This window comes from Leptospirales bacterium (assembly GCA_019694655.1).
Taxonomy (GTDB): domain Bacteria; phylum Spirochaetota; class Leptospiria; order Leptospirales; family Leptonemataceae; genus SSF53.
In genome coordinates this window covers 397,492-420,951 of record JAIBBN010000002.1, presented here as the reverse complement: position 1 = coordinate 420,951, position 23,460 = coordinate 397,492, and the positions used below count along the sequence as shown (strand labels likewise).

The 23,460-nt window shown below is 58.8% G+C and carries 25 protein-coding genes; 23 read left to right on the top strand and 2 right to left on the bottom strand.

The genetic code is table 11. From position 1 onward, the window contains the following. The first annotated feature begins 12 nt into the window (after nt 1-12). The 9 genes from rpoN (at nt 13) to gcvP (ending at nt 12,217) form a co-directional block, all read left to right on the top strand. Complete coding sequence (gene rpoN / locus K1X75_05160; protein MBX7057433.1) at nt 13-1,488, top strand: RNA polymerase factor sigma-54; 1,476 nt, start codon at nt 13-15, stop codon at nt 1,486-1,488. Continuing rightward, nucleotides 1,469-1,822 (top strand): ribosome-associated translation inhibitor RaiA, encoded by a 354-nt coding sequence (raiA, locus tag K1X75_05155; GenBank protein ID MBX7057432.1) that lies wholly within the window; start codon nt 1,469-1,471, stop codon nt 1,820-1,822. Before rpoN ends, raiA begins: the two co-directional genes overlap by 20 nt. Nucleotides 1,823-1,849: 27 nt before the next feature. Next, nucleotides 1,850-2,797 carry an HPr(Ser) kinase/phosphatase gene (hprK, locus tag K1X75_05150; protein ID MBX7057431.1) on the top strand — a complete coding sequence of 316 codons (948 nt, stop codon included), beginning with the start codon at nt 1,850-1,852 and terminating at the stop codon, nt 2,795-2,797. 60 nt (nt 2,798-2,857) lie between these two features. Next, the gene (locus K1X75_05145; GenBank protein ID MBX7057430.1) at nt 2,858-3,118 is read left to right on the top strand and encodes an HPr family phosphocarrier protein; all 261 of its coding nucleotides are present in this window, start codon (nt 2,858-2,860) and stop codon (nt 3,116-3,118) included. Then, entirely contained in the window at nt 3,115-4,926 is a 1,812-nt protein-coding gene (locus K1X75_05140; GenBank protein MBX7057429.1) for a HAMP domain-containing protein, read from the top strand. Before K1X75_05145 ends, K1X75_05140 begins: the two co-directional genes overlap by 4 nt. Before the next feature lie 55 nt (nt 4,927-4,981). Continuing rightward, nucleotides 4,982-6,340, top strand: a complete 1,359-nt coding sequence (locus K1X75_05135) for a sigma-54 dependent transcriptional regulator (GenBank protein ID MBX7057428.1) — start codon at nt 4,982-4,984, stop codon at nt 6,338-6,340. Nucleotides 6,341-6,343: 3 nt separating this feature from the next. Continuing rightward, a complete protein-coding gene (locus K1X75_05130; protein ID MBX7057427.1) occupies nt 6,344-7,171 on the top strand; it encodes a hypothetical protein in 828 nt (275 codons plus the stop codon). Then, entirely contained in the window at nt 7,164-9,158 is a 1,995-nt protein-coding gene (priA, locus tag K1X75_05125) for a primosomal protein N' (GenBank protein ID MBX7057426.1), read from the top strand. Before K1X75_05130 ends, priA begins: the two co-directional genes overlap by 8 nt. Nucleotides 9,159-9,292: 134 nt before the next feature. Next, a complete protein-coding gene (gene gcvP / locus K1X75_05120) occupies nt 9,293-12,217 on the top strand; it encodes an aminomethyl-transferring glycine dehydrogenase (protein MBX7057425.1) in 2,925 nt (974 codons plus the stop codon). 16 nt (nt 12,218-12,233) lie between these two features. Here the strand turns inward: gcvP and K1X75_05115 are convergent, their stop codons facing one another. Continuing rightward, entirely contained in the window at nt 12,234-12,887 is a 654-nt protein-coding gene (locus K1X75_05115; protein MBX7057424.1) for an LON peptidase substrate-binding domain-containing protein, read from the bottom strand. A gap of 56 nt (nt 12,888-12,943) precedes the next feature. Between K1X75_05115 and fmt the strand changes: the two genes are divergently transcribed. The 14 genes from fmt (at nt 12,944) to K1X75_05045 (ending at nt 21,812) form a co-directional block, all read left to right on the top strand. Next, a complete protein-coding gene (gene fmt / locus K1X75_05110) occupies nt 12,944-13,900 on the top strand; it encodes a methionyl-tRNA formyltransferase (GenBank protein ID MBX7057423.1) in 957 nt (318 codons plus the stop codon). Further along, nucleotides 13,897-14,931 (top strand): PASTA domain-containing protein, encoded by a 1,035-nt coding sequence (locus K1X75_05105; protein ID MBX7057422.1) that lies wholly within the window; start codon nt 13,897-13,899, stop codon nt 14,929-14,931. The genes fmt and K1X75_05105 overlap by 4 nt, the downstream gene beginning before the upstream one ends. 5 nt (nt 14,932-14,936) lie before the next feature. Further along, entirely contained in the window at nt 14,937-15,596 is a 660-nt protein-coding gene (gene rpe, locus K1X75_05100; GenBank protein MBX7057421.1) for a ribulose-phosphate 3-epimerase, read from the top strand. 34 nt (nt 15,597-15,630) lie between these two features. Continuing rightward, nucleotides 15,631-15,885, top strand: coding sequence for a 30S ribosomal protein S16 (rpsP, locus tag K1X75_05095; protein ID MBX7057420.1), 255 nt, complete (start codon nt 15,631-15,633; stop codon nt 15,883-15,885). After that, nucleotides 15,885-16,133 (top strand): KH domain-containing protein, encoded by a 249-nt coding sequence (locus K1X75_05090; protein MBX7057419.1) that lies wholly within the window; start codon nt 15,885-15,887, stop codon nt 16,131-16,133. Before rpsP ends, K1X75_05090 begins: the two co-directional genes overlap by 1 nt. A 2-nt stretch (nt 16,134-16,135) precedes the next feature. Then, a complete protein-coding gene (locus K1X75_05085) occupies nt 16,136-16,708 on the top strand; it encodes a hypothetical protein (protein MBX7057418.1) in 573 nt (190 codons plus the stop codon). Continuing rightward, nucleotides 16,705-17,376, top strand: coding sequence for a tRNA (guanosine(37)-N1)-methyltransferase TrmD (gene trmD, locus K1X75_05080; GenBank protein ID MBX7057417.1), 672 nt, complete (start codon nt 16,705-16,707; stop codon nt 17,374-17,376). Before K1X75_05085 ends, trmD begins: the two co-directional genes overlap by 4 nt. Next, nucleotides 17,363-17,911, top strand: coding sequence for a 50S ribosomal protein L19 (gene rplS, locus K1X75_05075; GenBank protein MBX7057416.1), 549 nt, complete (start codon nt 17,363-17,365; stop codon nt 17,909-17,911). The genes trmD and rplS overlap by 14 nt, the downstream gene beginning before the upstream one ends. Beyond that, on the top strand, nt 17,911-18,549 hold the full coding sequence (locus K1X75_05070; protein ID MBX7057415.1) for a ribonuclease HII: 639 nt from the start codon (nt 17,911-17,913) through the stop codon (nt 18,547-18,549). The genes rplS and K1X75_05070 overlap by 1 nt, the downstream gene beginning before the upstream one ends. A 29-nt stretch (nt 18,550-18,578) precedes the next feature. Beyond that, a complete protein-coding gene (locus K1X75_05065) occupies nt 18,579-19,382 on the top strand; it encodes a hypothetical protein (GenBank protein MBX7057414.1) in 804 nt (267 codons plus the stop codon). 48 nt (nt 19,383-19,430) lie between these two features. Beyond that, entirely contained in the window at nt 19,431-19,739 is a 309-nt protein-coding gene (locus K1X75_05060) for an EscU/YscU/HrcU family type III secretion system export apparatus switch protein (protein ID MBX7057413.1), read from the top strand. Nucleotides 19,740-19,749: 10 nt separating this feature from the next. Next, nucleotides 19,750-20,988 carry an HD-GYP domain-containing protein gene (locus K1X75_05055; protein ID MBX7057412.1) on the top strand — a complete coding sequence of 413 codons (1,239 nt, stop codon included), beginning with the start codon at nt 19,750-19,752 and terminating at the stop codon, nt 20,986-20,988. A 125-nt stretch (nt 20,989-21,113) separates the two neighbouring features. Beyond that, entirely contained in the window at nt 21,114-21,410 is a 297-nt protein-coding gene (locus K1X75_05050) for a hypothetical protein (GenBank protein ID MBX7057411.1), read from the top strand. A 204-nt stretch (nt 21,411-21,614) separates the two neighbouring features. After that, the gene (locus K1X75_05045) at nt 21,615-21,812 is read left to right on the top strand and encodes a hypothetical protein (GenBank protein ID MBX7057410.1); all 198 of its coding nucleotides are present in this window, start codon (nt 21,615-21,617) and stop codon (nt 21,810-21,812) included. A gap of 57 nt (nt 21,813-21,869) precedes the next feature. Here K1X75_05045 and K1X75_05040 read toward each other — a convergent pair whose 3' ends face one another. Continuing rightward, nucleotides 21,870-23,420, bottom strand: coding sequence for an ATP-binding protein (locus tag K1X75_05040; protein ID MBX7057409.1), 1,551 nt, complete (start codon nt 23,418-23,420; stop codon nt 21,870-21,872). Between the last annotated feature and the right edge of the window lie 40 nt (nt 23,421-23,460).

The following is a 23,460-nucleotide window of genomic DNA, read 5'->3' as shown; positions in this document are numbered from 1 at the left end:
CAGGCGTGATTCATGGCGCTGAGTCAACATTTAGTCCAGAAGCAAACACAGCGCCTGATCATTACACAGGATCTGCGCCAGTCCATTGAGCTCTTGCCGCTTTCCAATCTTGAACTCCAGGATCGAATCCAGAAGGAACTGCTGGAAAATCCGTTACTTGAGGAAGCGCCGGAGAGCGAGGCCGCTCCCAGCAGCGAGACGGATCAGGCGCCCGAGGCAATCGAGCAGGCTGCAAACGCGGTCGAAACGCGCCACGAGTTTGAGGGAGAGGACAACTGGCAGAGCCATTCGCGTGAATTTGCCGAAGACCGCGCTGCCGCTGCAGAGCGATCGGAACGAAAGAATCAGTTCCTGCAAAACTCCGTTCGATCGGGAGAATCGCTTTCCGATCACCTGCTCTGGCAGCTTCGACTTTCAGAAATCAACGAAGCGCAAATGCGCGCCGGCGAAGTTCTTATTTCGGCGATTGACGATCGCGGCTTTCTCGTAGAACCGCCCGAAGAATTGCTGACAGGTTCCGGAATTTCCGCAGCCGATGCCGAGGCTGCACTGCAAGCAATTTACCAGCTCGATCCCATTGGCTGCGGCGCTCGTAATATCCAGGAATCGCTGTATGTCCAGGCGCGATTGCTCAAGCCAGAGGAAGGCGATGCGCTACTGCTCCTGGAAAGTCACTTTGAGGAGTTGGAGAAGCTCGACTACAAACGCATCGAACGTATCAGCGGTCTGGACAGGGAGCGCATTGAAGCAGCGCTATCCTTTATCCGTACGCTGGAGCCCTATCCAGGCACATTGTATGCTCAGCGTCCGCCGGAGTACATCATTCCAGATGTAGTCATTGCCGAGATCGACGGCGCTATTGAAGTTATTGTTAATGACGACTGGCTTCCCGGTCTGCGGGTCAATGAGGAATACAAGAGCATGCTGCGCGGCGGCGGCAATGCCGCCGACCGCGAGTATCTGCAGGCGCGTCTTGCCTCTGCACAGTGGTTGATCAAGAGCGTTCGTCAACGTCGAGCGACGCTGTATAGAGTAACTCGATCGATCACTGAATTTCAGGATGAATTCTTCCGGCACGGACCATCGGCATTGAAGCCTCTAACCTTGCGGATGGTTGCCGAAAAGGTTGAGTTGCATGAATCGACGGTCTCCCGAATCACTACAAATAAGTATGCTCAGACGCGTTGGGGCGTATTTGAATTGAAGTATTTCTTTTCCAGTTCGTTGCGCAGCTCTACGGGAGATGCCGCTCATTCTTCCCGCAGCATCCAGGATCGAATCAAGCAGCTGGTCGATCAGGAGGATATTGCCGAACCTCTATCCGACCAGCAAATCGTCGAATTGGTGCGCCGGGAGGGCGTTGAGATCGCCCGGAGAACCGTGGCCAAATACCGAAAACTGTTGCGAATTCCGGCCGCAGATCGCAGGAAAAAGGTCAATCAGCTAAACGCCCGGCCGGAATCGGCGCGTGGCGATCGAAACAATTGACACAGCGACGCCTGCCGGGGCCCATGCTGCCATGGACATTCAATTCCACTTCCAGGGCATGGAGCCTACGGACGCCCTCAAAGAATATACCCGCAAGAAGATTGAAAAGCTTTCAGCGCACTTTGAAAAGCTATTCTCCGCTGTGGTTCACTTTAAGGTTGAGCGCATCAATCAGATCGTCGAATTTGTAATCGATGCGGATGGCGAAAAGTTCGTAGCCTCCGAGGCAAATAGCGACATGTATGCCGCCATTGACCTTGCCGAGGACAAGCTGGCAAAGCAGATCCGTCGTCACAAAGACAAGGCCCTCGGGCGACGTCATCGCGACGGCTGATCTTTTGGCTTCGCGGAAGTCCCTGGCGTGAGTTATATCGAAGTCGGCCAGCTGCTGCGCGAGCGACCGGAGCTGGCGCTTGAACTTCGAGCAGGCGAACGCGGATTGGAACGACGGTTGACTTCTCTTGATGTCAACCGTCCAGGCCTGGCGCTTGCCGGCTACTATCGAGAATTCGCCAGCGATCGTATCCAGGTTTTTGGCCGAGGCGAGGCCGCCTACTTGCGCGATTGCGACGCAGCCAATCTAAGTCGCGTACGCGCCGAGTTTTTTCGCTATAGCTTTCCCGCCATTGTCTTTACGCACAGCAGCCCGCCCCCGGACACATTCTTGCAGGCCGGCGAAGAGGTCGGGATACCAATTCTACAAACCTCGCTGTCCACGCACAATTTTATCGTTCAGTTTACTCATGTCATGGATGAGTCGCTGGCGCCGCAGACGGCGATCCATGGGGTGTTGATTGATGTTTTTGGCGTGGGTATTTTGCTAATGGGTCCCAGCGGAATTGGCAAATCAGAAACCGCGCTAGAACTGGTGGAACGCGGCCACCGACTGGTCGCCGACGATATCGTGCACATTCGCTGCATTGGCGAAACAGAGCTCTTTGGTCAGGCCAGTGAAATCGTACAGCATCATATGGAGTTGCGCGGCGTTGGCATCATCAATGTAAAGGACCTGTTTGGCGTAGGCGCTATCCTCGGTCGCTGTCGCCTGGATCTGGTAATTCGACTGGAAGACTGGGACGAAGCCAAGGAGTACGAGCGCCTGGGCCTGACGGAGGAAACGGTCGATATACTGGGCGTCAGTATTCCGCGTCATTTGATACCAGTCCGACCCGGACGGAATGTTCCCATTTTAATCGAAACAACGGCGATGAACCATCGTTCGAAGCGCATGGGCTATCATGCCGCGCAAGAACTCTCAAACCGCATCAATCGCGAAATCCACCGTAAGTCCTTGCGCGACAGCGACTGAAGCGCGTCGGCCCGCCGTTGTTTTCGTTGCCACTGCACAAGGCCACAGCCCCCTGTTCCTATGCGCACAGCGGAAGTAATCATTCTGAGCGAGGACGGATTGCATGCGCGGCCGGCTTCGTTGTTCGTACGCGAAGCCGGCAAGTTCAGGTCGGAAATTACAGTGACGGCGGACGGAATTTCCGTCAACGGCAAAAGCATCATGGGGCTTTTGACCCTCGCCCTTTGCTCCGGCGCCGTGGTTACGATTGCCGCGGATGGCATCGATGAAGAAAATGCTGTGCAACAACTGGCCGTTATTCTGGCGGGCGGACGTTCATGATCTCGCGCGGACCGCTCTGGCTGCAAGAGGAGCGCAAAATCTATCTGCGCGACGTTCTTTTCTTGCTGGCAATGGTGCTGGTGAGCATTGCTGTATCGGAGAAGTGGTTGCTTAAGTCAGATGCGTCGCTTGTGGACCGCATCTTCACCTATCTGCTACTGTTTGTTCCGCTCGGAACAATCAATTTGATTGCTCACTATTACTACCGCAATCGGCGGATCAGAATTACCGGCAATTTGCGCTCCAGTTTGCGCTACCGATTGAGCATCGCCTTCATGCTTATTGCGATCATTCCATCCTTGCCCATTTTTCTGGTTTCGGCCAACAATGTTGATGCAGCTCTGGAGGGACTGTTCAATATTAACGTGGTTCGCGGCGTTCGTGCTGCTGATCGATTGGTTCGCTACTATGAAGATCGCGAGCTGAACGCCTTTCGCAAGGGAGCGGAGGCTGCCAATGCGAATGCTAATTTGAGCTGGCTGCCGGCGCTTGCCGTGGCGCAGAACTACCTGAAATCCAGCGCTTTTGATCCGGGGCGAGATGCCTGGGCGATCTATCGCGGCAGGCGGCGACGGACCCAGTCCCGTCCAGTATTTCCGGAGCATTTGCCCGAGGATCTGGCCGCCGCAACTCATGCATCGAGCCCCGGCGCCGATCGAAGGATGCTGGCTGACGGCGAGTACCTGATTTTAGGCTACAATGTTTCTGAGGGCGATCGCTTGCTTCTGGCGCGTCGATTGCATCCCGAACTGGATTCGGAGCGCTCCCGCCTGCAACAGCTGACGATCAGCATTGAATCGGAGGATTTCTGGCGCGGCCATGCACCAAATACCCTTCGGTTGGGTATCGCGTTGCTCTATGTGTTCATGGTTTGTTCAGCGCTGCTGCTCTCGATCCTCATCGCGCGCCAGATCTCAATGCCGATTGTGGCTCTGGCGGCGGCGACGCGCGCCGTGACCGACGGCGACCTTGACGCTCGCATCGAGTTCAAGTCAGCCGGCGAACTTGGCATTCTTATTGAGAGTTTTAATCAGATGACGGCAGAATTGCGCAGCCTTCGGGCGCGGCTGCTGCATTCGCAAAGACTGGCGGCCTGGCAGGAGGTGGCGCGTCGCCTGGCGCATGAAATTCGAAACCCGCTGACGCCGATCCAGCTCTCCGCCGATCGTATGTTGCGTCGCCTGGACCATCCCGGACGCGGCGATCTGGAACGAGTGGTGCGCAGCGGCTGTGGGACAATCGTCGAACAGGTCAAAGCGCTCAAACAGCTTGTAGATGAGTTTGCCGCCTTTGCCCGATTACCCAAGGCGCGACCCGCGCGCCAATCGCTGGATGCAATCGTCGCCGAAGCGGTGCAGGGCTTTCAGGGGGCCATACCGGGGATCTCTCTGGAAACCCAGCTCAACGGCAATCTGCCGGAAGTAGAAGTGGACCGCACAATCGTGGTAGGAATGATCAACAACCTGGTGAAGAATGCGGCGGAAGCAATCCTCAGCGCCAGCGACGATTTGCGGCGTACGCCGGCGCGAATCCGAATATCTACTTCTCTCTTGCGTCAGGGGCCCAGGCAATTTGTCAGCATGTCAGTGGAAGACACCGGACCTGGGGTAGACGAGGGACTGCGTGATCGGATATTTGAGCCTTACTTTTCGACCAAGGGCGGCTACGGAAGCGGCCTTGGGCTCAGCCTGGTGGAACGGGCGGCCATGGAACATGAGGCCCGCATTGTCCTGGGACGCTCGGAGCTTGGCGGCGCCGAATTTTCGGTACTTTTCCGAATCGCTGGCGGCGATCGCGGCCGTCAGTAAGGCCTGGAAAGCGGCGGACAGTAAGCGGACCCGGCGATACAGGGTCTATTGCACGATGATCATTTACGTTGTCGACGATGATGCCAGTATCCGCGAGACCCTTCGCCAGGTTCTGGAAGACGAGGATTTTGAAGTGGAAGACTTTGCCAGCGGCCGGGCGATGCTCAAGGCGCTGAACAAGCAACGTCCGGCGCTGGTCTTACTGGATGTGTGGCTGGGAAAAGAAGACGGAGTCGATCTGCTCGACCGAGTCAAAGAAATCTATCCGACGCTTCCGGTAATCATGATTTCGGGCCACGGCACCATCGAACAGGCGGTACAGACCACCAAGAAAGGCGCTGTGGATTTTCTGGAAAAGCCGCTCTCGCTCGATACAGTTCTGGACCGCGTAAACAGTGCATTGCAGCGGGAACGCAATGGCCGCAGCGCAAAGGGCGCCGAACCGGTTGTTCTGGAGTTCGACGAGATCATCGGTCGCTCTCCAGAAATTCAGGGAGTAAAGCAGGCCATCGCCCAGGCTGCCGGCACCAATGCCAGGGTCTTCATCTATGGCGAAAACGGCGTTGGCAAGGAACTTGTGGCGCGCGCCATCTTTCGCAACAGCCGTCGTCGCGATAAGCCCTTCGTCGAGGTCAACTGCGCGGCCATCCCTGAGGAATTGATCGAAAGCGAACTGTTCGGGCACGAAAAAGGCGCATTCACCGGAGCGACGGAAACGCGAATCGGAAAATTTGAGCAAGCCCATGGCGGTACGCTGTTTCTCGATGAGATTTGCGATATGTCGCTGGCGACTCAGGCGCGCACACTGCGCGCCCTTCAAGAACAGCGATTTTCGCGAGTCGGCGGCTCGGAAAACATTGAGGTCGATGTGCGTATCATTGCCGCGACAAATATCCGGCCCGAGGAAGCGATTCGCGAGGGTCGATTTCGCGAAGATCTCTACTACCGCTTAAATGTGATTCCCATCAATATGCCTGCGCTGCGCGAAAGACCAGCGGACATTCCAATGCTCATGGACTACTTTTTGCGCGAGACGGCGTCCGAACATCAATTGCCGATCAAGCGATTCCATGCTCGGGCTGTCGATTTGCTTGTGCAGCATGCCTGGCCAGGGAATGTTCGCGAACTCAAGAACGTCGTGGAGCGCCTCTGCATCATGGCCAAGGAAGAGGAGATCAGCGCAGACATAGCCGCGGCGCAGCTGAATGATCCGCGCGAACGGGCTCCGCGCGAAGGAATACAGTTGAGCGGCGATCTGCGCAAAGCCCGAGAGGACTTCGAGCGCAACTATATCATCGAAGCTCTACGCAAACACGAAAAGAATATCAGCCGGGCGGCGCGATTTCTTGGCATCGAACGCACCAACTTGCATCGAAAATTGAAGTCTTTGGGGATTGATCCGGAGAAAATCTGAGCGGTGGGCGCGGATATTGGACAGATTGCCGCACTGGCCGCGGCGCTGGCGGAGGCGTTTGAGCGCGAGGGCGACCTGTGCATTGCTCATCTGCAAAGTGAAGCGCCGCCACAGGATATCGCCCTGCTACGACCGCGACTTGCGGCGCCTGTCCCTTCTGTTTCGGCTGCGACGCCTCCCTCCAGCATCGACTTGCCGGCCAATTTTCGCTGTACGTCCTGTGCCGATCGCATGTATCCGGTTCGACGCTATTACCGGCAAGGGCGCCGGGCCTGTCTGGTCTTGCATCACAGCGGTCCTTTTGCGACGCAGAATCGCATGGATCGAAGTCGCCAGTTTATTTTCGGCGACGCTGCAGAGGACGAACTGTTTGGCAGGATGCTTGCTGCCGTCGGTTGGGAGCTGGCCGATCTGCATTACCAGGAATTCACCGCCTGCCACTTCAACGCCGCGCGCAGTACGGAAGAAGACTGGCGGACGCGCAGCGAACGCTGTTTGAGCCATGTTTTTGATACTGTGCGGCGCGAAAGAATCAAATTGATTCTGGCCGTGGGGCCGGCGGCGGTTCTGCTTTTTGGCGCAGAGCGCGCTCAGCAGCTGGCGCGCGATCCCTTGCTCAGCGAGCTCCGCTGGCGAGATCAGTCGGCGTCGACCCTCGTCCTGCGCAGTCCTGCGGCGCTTGTGGCGCTTGAGAAGAAGCGCAGCGATGCTCGTCAGCGCGGCGATGAGGAGACGCGACAGTCGCTGGCGGCCGAGGAAAAAACAATCAAGGCAGCCATGTTGCAGGCGTTACGCGAGTCTCTGACTGCGCTGGACGCAGCAGATGTTTGAACTCTACGCCGACCTCTGGTTTCGGCGGCCAATTCAGCAGGCGTACACCTATCGCGTACCTTCCGGCTTTCCGGAACTGCAGCCCGGATGGCGTGTTCGTGCGCCGCTGCGCGGTCAGGAAGAGGAAGCAGCGATCGTCGCCCTGCATCGCAATGCGCCTCCGGGCAGGATAGCGGAGCTCAGCGAGCTTTGCGATGAGTACCCGGTCTTTACAACGGAGCAAATGGAACTGGCGCGCTGGATGGCAGAACACTACCTGGCTGCTCCTGGCGAGTGTCTCCTGCGCATGGCGCCCGCAGCGCGCCGCTATCGCCCGCGGCTGGATGCACCGTCGCGGCCTGCGCCAGAATTTTCGCTGCCGTTGACCGAGGAGCAGGAGGCGGCCCTGCGGGCGATCAGCGCCGATCTCGATCTATCTCTCCAGGGGCAAGCGCCGCATTGCAAGGTCCATCTGTTGCACGGCGTGACGGGGGCCGGAAAAACGGAAATCTACATGCGCTTGATTGCCCGCTGTCTGGCGGCAGACCGCGGCGCAATATTGCTTGTACCGGAGATCAGCCTGACGGTGCAGCTGATCCTGCGCTTGCGCGCCACTTTTGAGCAAGAACTCGCTCTGTTGCATTCCGCCCTCGGGGCAAAAGAACGATTCACCGCTTACGTTGACGCCCTCTACGGACGCAAGCGCATCGCACTTGGCGCGCGTTCTGCAGTTTTTGCTCCTGTCCATCGGCCCTTGCTTTTCATAGTCGACGAGGAACACGACAGCTCCTTCAAAGAGCGACAATCTCCGCGTTACGATGCGCGCCAGATCGCGCTGCAGCGCGCCGGCCAAAACGGAGGACTGGTCCTGCTGGGTTCGGCAACGCCGCGCGTTGAGTCCGCTTACTTTGCTCGCGCCCTGGGAGCGAGCGCTGGCTTCCAGTACCATCGGATGAGCCGGCGCGCCACCGGCGCCAGCCTGCCGAAGGTGGAACTGGTAGATGCGCCGCCGCCCGATATTCCGCTGTCCGGAGCGTTGATCCACGCCATTCATCAGAATCTGCAGCGCGGCGAGCAGACTCTGGTGTTGTTGAATCGGCGCGGTTATCATCCCTTTGTCTATTGCCGCAGTTGCAAAGATACCTTGCGCTGTCCGAATTGTTCCGTTTCGCTTACCTTGCACCGTGGGCAGCGATTGCTCTGTCACTACTGCGGCTATGCGAGCGCCTATTCAGGGATCTGTCCAACTTGCAATGGATCTCTGCAGACTCTGGGCAGTGGTACGCAACGTCTGGAGGAGCGTTTGCTGGAGTTGTTTCCAGAGGCCCGATTGCAGCGCCTCGACCAGGACGCCGTCGGTCGCCGCCGGGTCATCCAGGAGGTGATCGCTGAGCTGCTGGAAGGACGGCTGGATATACTTGTGGGCACGCAGATGATTGCCAAGGGGCTAGACGCGCCAGGGCTGACTCTGGTCGGCGTGCTGCAGGCGGACTTCGGTCTGGCGATGACGGACTTTCGCGCCGCCGAGCGAACCTTTGCACTATTGACCCAGGTGGCCGGTCGCGCCGGCCGGGCCCAGAGGCCGGGACGGGTCATCTTTGAGTGTTTGAACCGCGAGCATCCGCTGCTGCAAGCAGCAGCGCATCAGGACTATGAAACGTTCTATCGCGGCGAGGTGCAGCTACGCAAAGAGGCCGGCTATCCGCCTTTCGTACGGCTGTTACGATTGGTGGCGCGTGCCGAAGATGCAGAGCGCGCCGAAGGACTGCTGGCCGGAGTTGCCGCGGCGCTGCAATCCGATCGAGATTGGAACGAAGCCTCTGACCGCTTGCTTGGGCCGGCGCCAGCGCCGCTGGAACGCCTGCAAGGGGACCATCGCTGGCACCTGATCATAAAGACGACGGAAGCGTCGCGGCTGCGCTCCATAGCCAGACGTCACCTGCTGGATCGCGCCCTCGATTCAGCTGTTCGCCTGGAGATCGATTTTGATCCTGCGGACTTGCTCTGAGCAACTCAAGCGTGCGCTTATGTCCCGCGAAAAATGGCCAAAATTGGCTGATTTTAGGCTGAAATTCCCTTTTAGACATAATGCACAGGCCGTTTGCTGGTCGGAAAGGGGGGTCCGTCCGACCCGCAACCGCAATGAAACTCGACCTAACCGACCATTACCAGCGCCGTCACATCGGACCCGGCCCGGCAGAACTCCAGGCAATGCTCCGCGTCATCGGCGTCGCCTCGGTTGAAGAGCTCGTGGCACAGACCGTTCCCAGGAGCATCCGCCTGGACCGTCAGCTTGAGCTCCCTGAAGCCCTTTCTGAATCGGAATTCCTGCAGGAAATGCGCCGATTGGCCAGCAAGAACAGCGTCTACAAAAGCTACATCGGCCTCGGCGTTTACGATTGCATTACGCCAAGCGTCATTCAGCGGAACATCTTCGAGAATCCGGGCTGGTATACGCAGTACACGCCGTATCAAGCGGAGATATCGCAAGGGCGCCTGGAGGCTTTGCTCAACTTTCAAACAATGATCGCCGATTTGACCGGCCTGCCGGTTGCCAATGCGTCGCTCCTTGATGAGGCGACGGCCGCGGCGGAGGCCATGACCCTGCTGCATCGCATTCGATCCCCAGAGTGCGTACAACGCGGGGCGCATACCTTTTTCGCAGCAGATAGCTGTTATGCACATACCATCGACGTGCTGCGCGGTCGCGCGGAACCGTTGGGTATTGAAGTTGTGGTCGGAGATGCTTCGACCTTTGATCCGACCGATCGTTTTTTTGGGGCTCTCCTGCAATATCCGTCGGAAGATGGTTCGACCCCGGACTACCGGGCGCTGGTCGGACGTTGCCGCGCGCGCAGCGTACGCGTCGCAGTTGCTGCTGACTTGCTTTCGCTTACGTTGCTGGCGCCGCCTGGCGAGTGGGGCGCAGAGGTTGTACTGGGTTCTGCCCAGCGCTTTGGCGTCGCGCCTGGTTACGGCGGGCCGCATGCCGCCTTCTTTGCAGTGGCCGCGGAGCACCAGCGAGCGATGCCCGGCAGATTGGTTGGCGTATCGGTCGACGCCCATGGCAAACCGGCCTGCCGTCTGGCATTGCAGACCAGAGAACAGCATATTCGGCGGGAAAAGGCCACTTCAAACATTTGTACGGCGCAGGCGCTCCTTGCCATTATGGCCTCAATGTACGCAATCTATCACGGTCCCGATGGTCTGCGTCAGATCAGCGAGCGGATTCATGGATTGGCCTCCACGCTGGAGGCGGCGCTCAGTTCGCTGGGTTTCCGACAGTTGAATGAGAGCTACTTTGATACTTTGCTGGTAGAGGTTGGGGCCGACAATATGGCGCGTTTGCTGGCCGAGGCCGAAAATGCCGCGGTGAACTTTCGAATCTACGACGAGCAGCGAGTGGGCATCTCTCTCGATGAAACGGTTAGCATCTGGGATCTGGATGTAATCATTCAGGTCTTTGCACGCACTGTGGGCGAACAATGGGGCTTTGAACGAATTGAGGAATTGGCTGCCGCCGCTCCGCGACGACTGCCGGATACGTTGATGCGCAACAGCTCCTACCTCCAGCATCCGGTCTTCCACAGCCATCGCTCCGAAACGCAGATGATGCGCTACATTCGAAAACTGGAAGGGCGCGATCTGGCCCTCAATCAGTCGATGATTCCGCTTGGTTCGTGTACCATGAAGCTAAATGCCGCCACGGCAATGATTCCGTTGTCCTGGCCCGAGTTTGCCAGGCTGCACCCCTTCGCGCCGGCCGACCAGGCGCACGGCTATCTTGAGATTTTTGAGGACCTGCAGCAATATCTGGCAGAAATTACCGGACTGGCGGCTGTTTCGCTGCAGCCGAACTCCGGCGCACAGGGCGAGTATTCCGGGCTGCTGGTGATTCGCGCCTACCACCGCGATCGTGGCGAACCCCAGCGCAATGTCGCCCTCATTCCTTCCAGCGCTCATGGCACCAATCCGGCCAGCGCGGCCATGGCCGGCTTCGAGGTGGTGGTCGCACCCTGCGATTCTCTGGGCAATATCGATATGGAGCAGTTCCGCCAGCGTGCGGAGCAGTATGCGCAGCGACTGGCCTGCGTCATGGTTACGTACCCATCGACCCATGGCGTATTTGAAGAACAGATCCAGGAAGTCTGTCGGATCGTGCACAGCTTCGGCGGACAGGTTTACATGGATGGGGCCAACATGAACGCTCAGGTCGGTTTGACCAGCCCGGGTCGTATTGGCGCCGATGTTTGTCACTTAAATCTTCATAAAACCTTCAGTATTCCGCATGGCGGCGGCGGACCCGGCATGGGGCCCATCTGTGTGGCTGAACATCTTGAACCGTATCTGCCGGGGCACGTACAAAGCGATCGTGTTGGCGGAGAGCGAGCCATACCAGCTGTGGCCGGCGCGCCGTGGGGCAGCGCCAGCATTTTGCTGATATCCTACGGCTACATTCGCATGCTGGGCGCTGTCGGTGTTACCGAGGCCACGCGTTACGCAATCCTGAATGCAAACTATTTGAAGTCGCGGCTGCAGCGCTCCTACGATACTCTCTACGCAGGCGAGCAGGGTCGCGTTGCGCACGAATTAATCCTGGATTTGCGAGCCTTCAAGAAGTTCGGCATCGAAGTGGAAGATGTCGCAAAGCGACTGATTGACTATGGATTTCACGCGCCGACGATGAGTTGGCCGGTGCCGGGTACCCTGATGATTGAACCGACGGAGAGCGAGCCACGCGAGGAATTGGACCGATTTGTGCGCGCCATGCTCTCGATTCGCGATGAGATCCAGGCAGTGCAAGAGGGAAGTCTTGACGCGGTTGACAATCCGTTGAAGAACGCGCCGCATACTGCGCTGGCAATTGCCGCCAGCGAGTGGACCCATGCCTACAGCCGCGAACAGGCTGCCTTCCCTGATGCCGCCCTGCGAGAGAATAAGTTCTGGTCGCCGGTGGGACGCGTGGACAATGTTTATGGCGATCGGAATCTGGTGTGCTCCTGTCCGCCAGTAGAAGATTACGTCGAACAAGAGTTTTCGGCTGCCAGCGCCAAATCGATGCACTGATTTGCAGGCGTCCGTTCTAATTCAGATGAAAGCCTTCAGGAGTCTGCGGCGCCTGGGCATGTCGACTTTGCAGAATGTGCAGCAAATCGATTTGCTTTCGATAGTGTTGCCGAATGCAAGCGCTGAGCTCCGACAGCGTCGAAGCCTCAAGGAATTCTTGCTTCTGGATTTGCGGCGCCTGCAACAAGTAGGCGCACGCATAAATAAACTGTTCAGGCGCCTCTGGAAGCGTAGCTCTCTCAAGGGCGGCGCCGGCGCGAACGCTCAGCAGATTGAGATACTCGCGCAGCAGCGGCTCCAGCTCGCGGGCAAGGGTCGGAGCGTTGGCATCGTCAGGCAAATCGACAATTCGAACCGCCGCGCTCAAATAGGGCGCCGCGCTCTGAATGGAATCAAGCCGAAAACGATGTTGGCCAATCGTTTTGATATTCATGCGGCCGCCGGGCAAACGCTCCGCCTGTACGATGCGCGCCGTACAGCCGAGATCGTATGGCGTGGCCACGGGGCCAAGAGCCTCGCGGCCTTCCTGAATCATTGCAACGCCAAATTCGCTTTGCTGGTCCATGCATTGTTGAATCATCAGCTTGTAGCGGTCTTCGAAAATGTGCAAATGGAGCGGCATTCCGGGAAACAGCACAGTGTGCAGAGGAAAAATCGGAATGATTTGCATTGCAGCATTCCGTTGGCGCGCCGCGCCTCAGTCAAGAAAGTGAACGCAGGTCTGGCATGGGTTCGTTGAAGGTCGCTTTCTTCGGCAGCCCATCCATTTCGGCAGAGTTGCTGGCAGCGTTACTAGATAGCAGCCAGCATCGGGTGGTCTGCGTTTTTTCAAACCCCGACCGGCCTCGAGGCCGTTCTTCTCAGCTGCAGGCAACTCCGGTTTCGCTGCTGGCGCAGCAGCAAGGGATTCCGCTGTCCAGATCAGAAAAGCCCGGCGGCAGAGAGGATCTGGCTCTGCTGCGTCAAAGCGGAGCGGATATCGGCGTTGTCTTCGCTTATGGTCAGCTGATTCCGATGTCCATGGTGCATTCCCTGCCGGCAGGGATGGTCAATTTGCATGCTTCGCTGTTACCGGAATTGCGTGGCGCCTCCCCAATCCAGTCGGCCATCTGGCGCGGCATGACTCACACCGGCTGGAGTCTTCAAAAGCTGGCCCGGGAGCTGGATTCAGGCGAGATTATCGCACAACGTTCCATGGACGTGGATCCCGAGGAAACAGCGGGCGAACTGACCGCACGCATGTTGCCAGAAGGAATACGACTGACCCTGTCGGCGCTTGATGATTTCCAGGCCCTGGCATCGCTGGCGACGGCGCAGGAGCACAGCAAAGCCAGCTATTGCCGCAAAATCGGACCCAGGGAAGCCATTATCGATTGGCGTGAAAATGCCCTGCAGATTCATAACCAGGTGCGAGCCTTAAATCCAGCGCCTGCGGCGCGAACCAGCCTCGACGGCGGCCTGGTGAAGGTATGGCGGACAAGGATCTCCCCGGACGGGCCGGAGGAGCTTCAGGCTCTGAACTGCGGCGAGGGCCTGGCCAGCAAACAGCGCCTCTGGGTGCGCTGCGGCAAGGATCTGCTTGAGATTCTGGAGTTGCAGGCTGAAGGACGACGCCGGCAGCAGGCCGGCGAGTTCGTTAATGGACTTCGTTTGCCTGCGCCCTACAAGTTTGGAAATGGATGAAACCGATGCAGACCAATGAAAAACCAGGGCTCCAATTCTTGATCGGCGGCGCGCGATTGTGGGTTTACTTTTCGCTGGCGCTGGCGCTATTTTTTGCGGCTGCGGTTCTGGTCTTTGCTCTGCGCGGGCAAACGCCAGAGTACAATTCAATGCCCAACGTAACAGGGCGCTACTACGTTGATGTACATGACGACCTTACCAGGCGGTTGCAGCTGCGCGTATCGATCACGCGACGCCAATTTCCCGATCAAAACTCCGGATTGATTTTATTCCAGAGCATTCCTGCTGGAAAGCGAATCGAACACAGCGATAAAGTGGAGCTGGTCGTGAATCAACCGGAACCTCTGCTGACCATGCCAGACCTTGTTCGCAGTTCACTTTCTGCTGCGCGGGCTTCCGTGGAACGACTGACCAGCGAAGACCGTGTTTACAGTCTAACAGTCGCAGCCGTCAGCGAGATTGAGACAGAAGAGGCGCCCGCCGGGACGGTGCTGGCGCAACAACCGCCAGCGGGTCAAACTGTATCGCCGGGAGAACGCGTGTATTTGCTGGCGGCGGCCGCCCCGGCGACTGCTCCCGCTACTGAGGAGAGCATTGACCAATGGATCGGCCAGAATGTAACCGTGCTGGGACAGCTGCTGGCTCGTCGCGGCCGGGAGTATCGTATCGTCTCTCTGGATTCGCCGCCGACGCCGGAACTCATCGGCCAGGTCCATGCCATCCAGCAGGCTAACGGCATCTTGCAGCTTGCTGTATACTATCAGGCGCCAGAAGTCCGCTATCGAAATGGTTATGAACTGGCGGAATTTGATCTGGAGGAGGGCGAGTGCCGCGCTACCTTGATTCCCGAAGCGCAGGAGGATCAGCCACTCAGTGTCAGCGAGCCGCGCCTGCTCTTCGTCTCACGCCAGCATTCGGAGGATGAGACCGTCCGTCTGGTATTCTTTCGTACTGGCCTTTCACGCCTCGAAGTTTACTGCGGAGAGGATCGTGTCCATCGTTCTCGATATAAGCCGGATGATTTGAGTTGAGCAGGATGCGCGTATCACCCTCCGTCCTTGCCGCCGATCTCATCGATCTGCGACGCAGTCTGCAATCGATGGATCCTTCGATCGTAGATCTAATCCATCTAGACGTAATGGATGGTCACTACGTACCGCAGCTATCCTTTGGCGAAGCCTATGCGCGTGCCGTCAAATCCGCCACCAGCATTCCGCTGGACGTTCACTTGATGGTAGCCGCGCCGGAACGCGAGTGCCCCAAATACTTCGATCTCCATCCCGCCTACCTGACCTTCCATGCAGAGGCCACGCACTTTGGCGTGCGCCTTGCCCAGAGCATTCGCGAGCAGGGGATTGGCGCCGGCGTATCGCTCAATCCGGGAACGCCTGTTGAGCGCCTCGCGCCGCTGCTCGATCACGTTGACCTGGCCCTGGTAATGAGCGTGGAACCCGGCTTCTACGGTCAGAAGTTTCTTCCCCAGAGCGTGGAGCGGGTGCGGCAGCTGCGCGAAATGATTGGCCGACGCCCGGTTGCCATCCAGGTGGACGGCGGGATCAACACGGCTAACATTGCAGCACTGGCACAAAATGGCGCCAGCATTGTGGTTGCCGGCGCCTTCTGCTTCCAGGGCGACAGCATCAATTCTCGGGTCCAGGCCTTGAAGGAAGCGGCTGCGGCCTCCCCCGGTAGCTGATTGACGTCGGCAGGGCTCCGATAAACCTGACTCTGTGGTAAGAATTCGCCTCCAACGCTATGGAACCAAGAACCGGCCTTTCTACCGGGTTGTGGCTGCGGACATCCGCGCTCCCCGCGACGGCCGCTTCATTGAAATTCTGGGCTCTTTTAGTTCGACCAGCCTGAAGGGCGAGGCTTCGCTCAAAGAAGATCGCATACGCTACTGGCTTGGTCAGGGCGCCCAGCCCAGCGAGACTGTGCTCAGCCTCTTGCGCAAGAACGGAATTGCTCCATCGGTCAGGAAGTAATGGCCGAGGCCCCCGCACCGCAGGATTTGATCGAGTACGTTGTCCACAGCCTCGTGGATCATCCCGACGAAGTGAAGATCAAGACGATTCCCGGAAGCGAGGAGGTCGTAATTGAGCTTCGCGTGGCGGACGATGACGTCGGCAAAGTCATAGGAAAAAACGGAAGCGTCGCTCGGGCGCTGCGCACCTTGCTTTCCAATCTTGGCGCACAGCAGAAGAAGATCTACACCCTAGAAATCATCGACTGATCATGCGCCTGACGGCTTTGCTTGCAATCGCCCGGCTGGCCCGTCGGCGAGCCGCAGCGGATTGGTACTCCATCACCTACAGCGGCGACGGCCTGAGCTCTTTGAGCCCCCCGGAGCCTATCGCGATCTACCGACCTCCATACCAGGGCAGCGATCTTGCAGCAATCTTGCGCTGCGTGCGTCCGCAACTGGATCCACAGGGTCGTCTGATTGAGGGCAACTTGCAGTCGCTTCGTCTGGGAAGCGCCGGTAAGGGAGCGGCGCAGGTCGTCTCCGGCGAGCTTGCCAACCTGAGCTCATGCTGGCTATGCATTGAACGCGAGCGCCTCGCGGCCAGCGGCGATCTCTATGTATTTCAATTGATTGGCCTTCCCGTGTTCGCCGAAGACGAGTCACAGCCTCGGGCCAGAGTCAAAGACTACTTTGAGGCGGCCGGCGGAGGAGTGCTGGTGCTGGAATCTCTCGAAGATGGGCGGGAAGCGATGGCGCCGTTTCATCCAGATCAGGCGAAGGCAGACCTCGTCGCAGGAAAACTCACGCTGCGCTATCTGCAGGAGTATTTCGAGCTGTCATGATTTTTCAAGTATTGACTCAGTTCCCTGAGCGCTACCGTAGTTATCTGGAATCGGGCTTGCCAGCCAGGGCCCATTCCCGACGCTTGTTTGAAATATACCCGGTACAGCTGCGGGATTTTGCCGATGAGGGCCGAAAGGGCCGCATCGATGATAGTCCCTATGGCGGCGGTCCAGGTATGGTAGTGCAGATTGGTCCGGTTCATCGCGCGCTGCAATCGCTGGTTCATCGATTGCCTGTTGTGCTGCTGACCCCGGGAGGCGAGGCGCTCACGCAGCGGCGCGTGCGAAGCTTCTCGACGCTGTCAGGGCTGACCTTGATCTGCGGCTACTATGAAGGAGTCGATCAACGGATCGCAGATAAATACTCAGACTACCAGATTTCCATCGGCAATTTCATACTGGGCTCGGGCGATCTTGCCGCGCTCTGTTTGATAGAAGCGGTTACGCGCCTCCTGCCCGGATACATGGGATCGGCAGAGAGCCAGGCCGAGGAAAGTCACGAGGAAGATACGCTCGAATATCCGCAATATACAAGACCGGCGGAGTATGATGGGATGAATGCGCCGGCAGTATTGCTGGAAGGCAATCATCAACGCATTCGCGAGTGGCGCAGGGAACAAAGCAGGATTCTTACAGAACTCAGGAAGGCCAACAATGTCCGAGAATGAAACAGCAAATGAAACAGAAAGCGCCAGCCCGGCAGCGACGACCGAGGTCGAGCGTCACAGCCTCCCGCTCAACGGCGGCAGCATCACGGCTGCGCTTGGACTTGCCCAGCAGGAGCGCGCGCCGGGGGTCTTCTCGGTCGGCGACGTGATCAAAGTTCACTACCGAATCAAGGAAGGCGACAAAGAGCGCATTCAGGTCTACGAAGGCACGGTGATCTCCATGCGCGGCGCTGGCTGGAGCAAATCCTTTGTGGTTCGGCGCGTATCGCACGAGGTAGGCGTGGAGCGAATCTTCCCCTACAACTCGCCAGCCATCCAGAAAGTGGATGTTGTTCGTCGCGGACGGGTACGCCGCGCCAAGCTATTCTACCTTCGCCACAAGTCCGGAAAAGAGGGGCGTATCAAGGAAGCGTTTGACGCAACTCGCGCTCAGGCGCCGGCCAAGAAGGCGGCGGCCCGCAAGAAAACCGCAGCCAGCGCCAAGAAGCCGGCGTCCGGCGCCCGGAAGACGGCAGCGAAAGCAAGCGCGCGCTGATGTCCGTCCTCGGCTTCGAGGATTTCGAAGCCCGGTGGCGCCGACTTGGTCGCTGGCCGATGGCCGGAATTGACGAGGCCGGTCGCGGCCCGCTGGCCGGTCCGGTAAGCGTAGCGCTTGTCGTCTTCCCCGAAATGGCGGATGGTTTGCCGCACGCTCTTGAGGGCCTTGACGATTCCAAGAAACTCAAGCCGGCGGAGCGCGCTCGTCTACTGCCGCTTATCGAGACCAACGCAAAGCTTTCCCTTTGCGTACACATCTCCAGCAGGACCATAGATTCGCTCGGCATCAATCCGGCCATAGAACTGGGGATCGATCGACTCCTGCGTCGCGCTATGCAGCGAATCCCCGATCTGCGCGGCCTGGCTGTCGATGGCAATTACTTGCTGACCAAGCTGCGCCGGGATTGGCCGCAAATTGTCATTGAGTCTGTGGTGCGCGGCGACAGCCGCGCGGCCTCTATCGCCGCCGCCTCGGTCGTCGCCAAGGAGCGACGCGATCGACGTATGTTGCGTTACAGCCGCTACTTTCCGGGATACGGATTGGAAAAGCACAAGGGATATGGAACTGCTTTCCACCGGCGACAGATCGGCGCATTGGGTCCAAGTCCGCTACACCGTCGAAGCTTTCGCTGGTAATCTTTACGCCCCGGCCCTGGTATGACTGTGTGGAGATCAGCAGAATTCGTCTGCTGCTCAGACAGCTGGATGAAGGCGCCTTGCGCTTCCTTCAATCGATGCGTAACCAGAGCGTGAGCGCGACTGTTCTACGCCTCGACGGATCTCGCGTTCAGCTGAAAATTGGGCGCTGGATTTTTCCGGCTGTTGGCGAGGGCCTGCAGCTTCAGGAGCGGCAGCGCCTGCAGCTTTTCGTCGAGGCGCGAGGCGCGGGCCGCTTCCGTTTGAGGCTGCAAAGTCCGCCGCCTGGGCCAATGGACTCCGGGGGCGCGGCGGCGTTGCCGCTTACGCTGGAAAAGGCGTGGCGCGCGCTCCATGCTGGCCTGCAACGACGGCCCCGCGGCGGCGGAAGCGCCGAGCCTTCAGCGGCCGGCGTGCGTTCGGCCTTTGTATTTCAGGGGGCGGAGAACCTGGAGCTGCGCGCCTCCCCGGAAAGCCTGCAATGGATCGAGGCGCAGCTGGATTGGCTGGCAGCCGCCTGGATCATACCGCTGGTCAGCGGAGAGGAGCAGCCGCAACCCGACGAGGTTAGCTGTGCCGTCCTCGACGGAGAAGGGGAGAGCGCTGTTTGCGTGCATTTGCGCTTGAGCGAGGAGGAAAGACTGATGGTGGCGCTCGTGGCCTCCCGTGAACGCCCGGAGGCCCTGCATATCCTGGCCTCCGGCAGGGGGCCCGTGATTGGGCTCCTGGAGTCTTCATGGGATGCATGGCTGATTGAACTGCGACAGCAGGGCTTTGAAGTTGCAACGGCTCGTATCCTCCCGCCGCCGCCGCCTCTAGATCTTACGGTCTGAAACCGGCTTTTCCTTGCAGATCCTTGAAATCATGCATTAATTTCAGCAATGCTGGCGCCCGATCAAAGAAGCAGGGAAAAGCAAGTCGGCTATCGGCTGGCCCAGGCCCTCCGTTTCGACCGCACGCGCGATCGCGGCCCGCGTGTTGTCGCGCGTGGCCGAGGCGCCGACGCCGATCGCATTCTGGCTGCGGCCAGGGCGGCCGGCGTGCCGGTGGTCGAAGACGCGGGTTTGAGCGAGGCGTTGCGGGCCACGCCGCCGGGAAAAGAAGCTCCGGAAACGCTGTATCGAGCGCTGGCGGCTGTCTTTTCGCTGATATATCGACTGGACGAAGAGCGTCGACGACAGAAGGATTAACTGAGAGCAGATGAAGCGCATCAAAGTCAGCGAGCTCCGCGCCGGAATGGCCTTCGACCAGCCAGTTTATATTGATCCTAACAACGTATTGGTCCAGAGCCGACAGGAGATCCTCGACAAGGATATCGAGCGCTTGAAAAAGTGGGGAATTCTTGAGGTTGAAACCAATGGCAATCCGATCAACCTCAATGTTGTAGAAGCGCCGGCAAGCGGCGCAGCTGCCATGCCAACGGCGACGACGGCGGAACAGCCGTCAATGGTGGCCGAGATGCCGCGGGCATCGTCGAATGATCCGGAATTGAAACAGCTGGCCCTGGAATACGAGGCCTTTCGCAAGGCGCGACGCGCATTCCGCACCATGGTGCAGGAATGTGCGGACGGATTGCAGACAAATTTGCAGCAATTGATGGATGGCAAAGCCTTCGACAATCAATCCGTCATGCGCACAGCGGGCAGGCTGGCCGATGAATTGCTGGGCAAGCCTCTGCAACTGATCGGTTTTCATGGCTTGCGCTTCAGCGGACCAGCGCATCTTTTTCATTCGATTCATGCTGCGTCCTACGCTGCCGTCCTTGGACAAGCGCTGGGCTATTCGCGACCTCGCCTGCACGAGCTTGTCTTTGCGGTGTTGCTGATGGATTGCGGAATGCTGCGCATCCCATTGCACGTTCGCGACAAAAGCAGCGAATTGAATGAGGCGGAACGGTCCACGGTCAAGACGCACCCGCTCATTGGTTACCAATTGCTTGTCAAAAACGGCAAGGTAAAGGCCTCGCTTGCCACTGTTGCCTTGCAGCACCAGGAATCCTTTGACGGGCAGGGCTATCCGCAATCGCTCAAAGGCGGTCAGATCGAAGAGACCGCGCGCATTGCGACGATCGCCGATGTCTATACAGCAATGATCGAGCGCCGCCCGTATCGCAAGGGTCATCTACCCTACGACGCAATGAAGCATATGCTTTCGGTGCAGATGCACCATTTCGACCCGCGCTTGCTGCGTACGTTTCTTGGTCGCATTTCCATTTATCCGCTGGGATCGCTGGTCCAGCTCAGCAATCAATTTGTTGGCATGGTTGTCAGCTCACGGGCGGAAAAACCTCTGCGGCCTGTATTGCGCGTGATGCGCGGCGCCGACGGCGCAACGCCGCCCAATCTACAGTTCCTGGATCTAATCAAGGAAGCGGATCTTTACATTGTTCGCGCCCTGGACCCTGCGGCTGCCAGTATCGATCTGGAAGCGGAGATCTGAAGCGGCTGCGTAGCGGAAGATTCCGCGATCCAGGGGAGGAACAGGTCGCCGCCTGGCTGCGCGAACGCGGCTGGCAACTCCTGGGACACAACCTCCGGCTCGGTCGCACGGAGCTGGATCTTTGCTTGTGGGCCCCGGGCGGACGGCTGCACTTTGTCGAGGTCAAGCATTGTCTGCGTATTGATCCTGATTTCCATCCGGCAACTCTGCTTGGCCGCCAGCGACGCCAGCGCATGCGTCAGGCGGCGTTGCTGTTTCTAGAGAGACTTCAGCAGGGCGAGTGGCAGTCGGAGGATTCTTCCGGCAAAGTAGCGGAGAGCATTGCCGGCGAACTGCGGTCCGGTAAATTTCCGGAGATCTCCTTCGATCTTGCGCTTGTCAGCGGCGGCCAAATCGTCCAATATCTGGAAGGGGAATTGTGATGGCAGTCAATGGGCGGGCGAAGGGGCTGCGGCTCTAGCCTGCGACATAAGCGCCGTCGTAATAAAATCCCGCCGCGGCCTGAAATCAACGCGCCCAATTGTTTTGTTACCGGGCAAGCTTCGAGCCGCGTCGATCCTGAAAAGCGTCGGGGTCAATGATTCCGGCGTTCCACGGATGGAAATAAATGTTACAGGGATGTAACCATGAAAACGCTGCTCGACCAGGAGGCGCCAGTCGAGGCCAAGGACTTTGGTCTGGATCCGGTGCTGCTCAAGAAACGGGGACTTCCGTATCCGCATCGCAACATCGCAGAATTCAAACGTAAGATTTCTGATGATGGCTACATGGATCATGCAATCAACCGCATTGCTCTTGAGTTGATGCACTTCCTCGCCCGGTGAATCCGCCGTTGTGAGCGCTTCGTCGCTGCAGCAGACCTGCGCTGCGGCGTCGGTCGCTCACAACGGAACTTTTCTTCGCGCTTCATCCTCTCTCCAATCCAGCCTGACCTCCAGACCGCGCAAGTGGCTGGCCTCCAGTAAATGCTCCTCGCGCGTCTCCTCCGATTTCTCCAGGTCAGCAATCGTCAGTGCCAAACGTCGAACGCCGGCGATCTGCCGTAAGCTGACAGACCCGGATTGAAGCCAGCGATTGCAAAAGCGAAGGGCGGAGCGATTTTGTAGCGGCGCGGCGCGCTCTAACTGGTCCAGAGACCTCAGGCCATTGTGGCGAAAGCGCTGGCCGCTCCAGCGGTCCGCCTGTCGGTCCCAGCACTCGACGATTGCAGCGCGCAGCCGTGTCGCATCGAGTCTCGTTGTGGGAACGGCGCCAGGCTGCTCATAGTCCAGTTGAACAAGCATATCCAATCGGTCGGCCAGCGGACCAAGCAACCGCAGACGATAGGCGCGAATTGCCGCCGGGCTGCACTGGCAACGCTGTTGACTGTTTATGCTGCCATATCCGCAGGGGCAGCCATTGCTGGTTGCGGCCAGCAGAAAACCCGCAGGCAGCCGGCGCGCCAATCTTCCGCGGCTGAGCTCAACCATTCCGGATTCAGCGGGCTCGCGAAGCGCTTGCAGAGTCTCCCGTTGAAATTCGCCAAGTTCATCGAGTAACAGCAGGCCGCAATGGGCGCGCGTGACCTCTCCCGGCTCGAGCGATGCGCCGCCGCCAATCATGGCGCGTCGGGTTGCAGAATGATGCGGCTGTCGCAGCGGCCGCTGCAAATTGCCTTCGGATAGATCATCCGCCCACGCCAGAATCTCGCGCGCCTCGCGTTGATCTGGCGCCGGCAGCAAGGCTCCAATTTCAGCCGCCATCGCACTCTTGCCAACGCCCGGCGGTCCTAAAAAGAGCAGGCCATGCCAGCCGGCGGCGGCCAGCGTCGCGGCGCGCAGTGCATCGCTGCGGACGAGGGCGCCCTCCAGTCGCGAGCCGCGATGAGCCACAGCGATCGGCGCTGGCGCCAGGGTGCGAAGGTGACGTTCCTCCCAGAGACTGCATAGCGCCCTGGCTGGCAGCACCGGCAAGGCGCCAGCAGCTTGCGCTTCCTGAGCCTGCATTTCGGGGACGATGGCCAACGCAAATCCAGCAATGCTGGCCAGCCATAGCCGGCGCGAGAGCCAGCTTACCGGCAGCAATTCGCCTGAGAGAGAAAGTTCCCCAAAAAGTGCAATGGCCTCGCCTGCCGCGATGCGCCGCAGGAGCGAGCCCGGCGGCGTCATCCCAATCGCCAGCAAAGTGGCCGCTGCGCAACTGAACTCCAGTTCCGAAGCGCGACGCCCGCTGAGCTGTGGCGCTACGTTGATTGACAGCGAGGCCAGCGGCATTCGCACTCCGCTGCGGTGCAAAGCGCTGCGCAAGCGCTCTTGCATCTCGCGGGCGCCGCGGCTGATCCCCGAGATTTGCACCCCTGGCAAACCTCGCCGCAATGATGCCTCGACCAGAGTTTGACCTCCGGATTCTGAAGTGGAAAGATCAAGAGCAGCCAGTTTCGCATAGCCATCCATAGCTATCCGGCGTTAAGGGGAGCAGAGTCGTTCCGCGTTT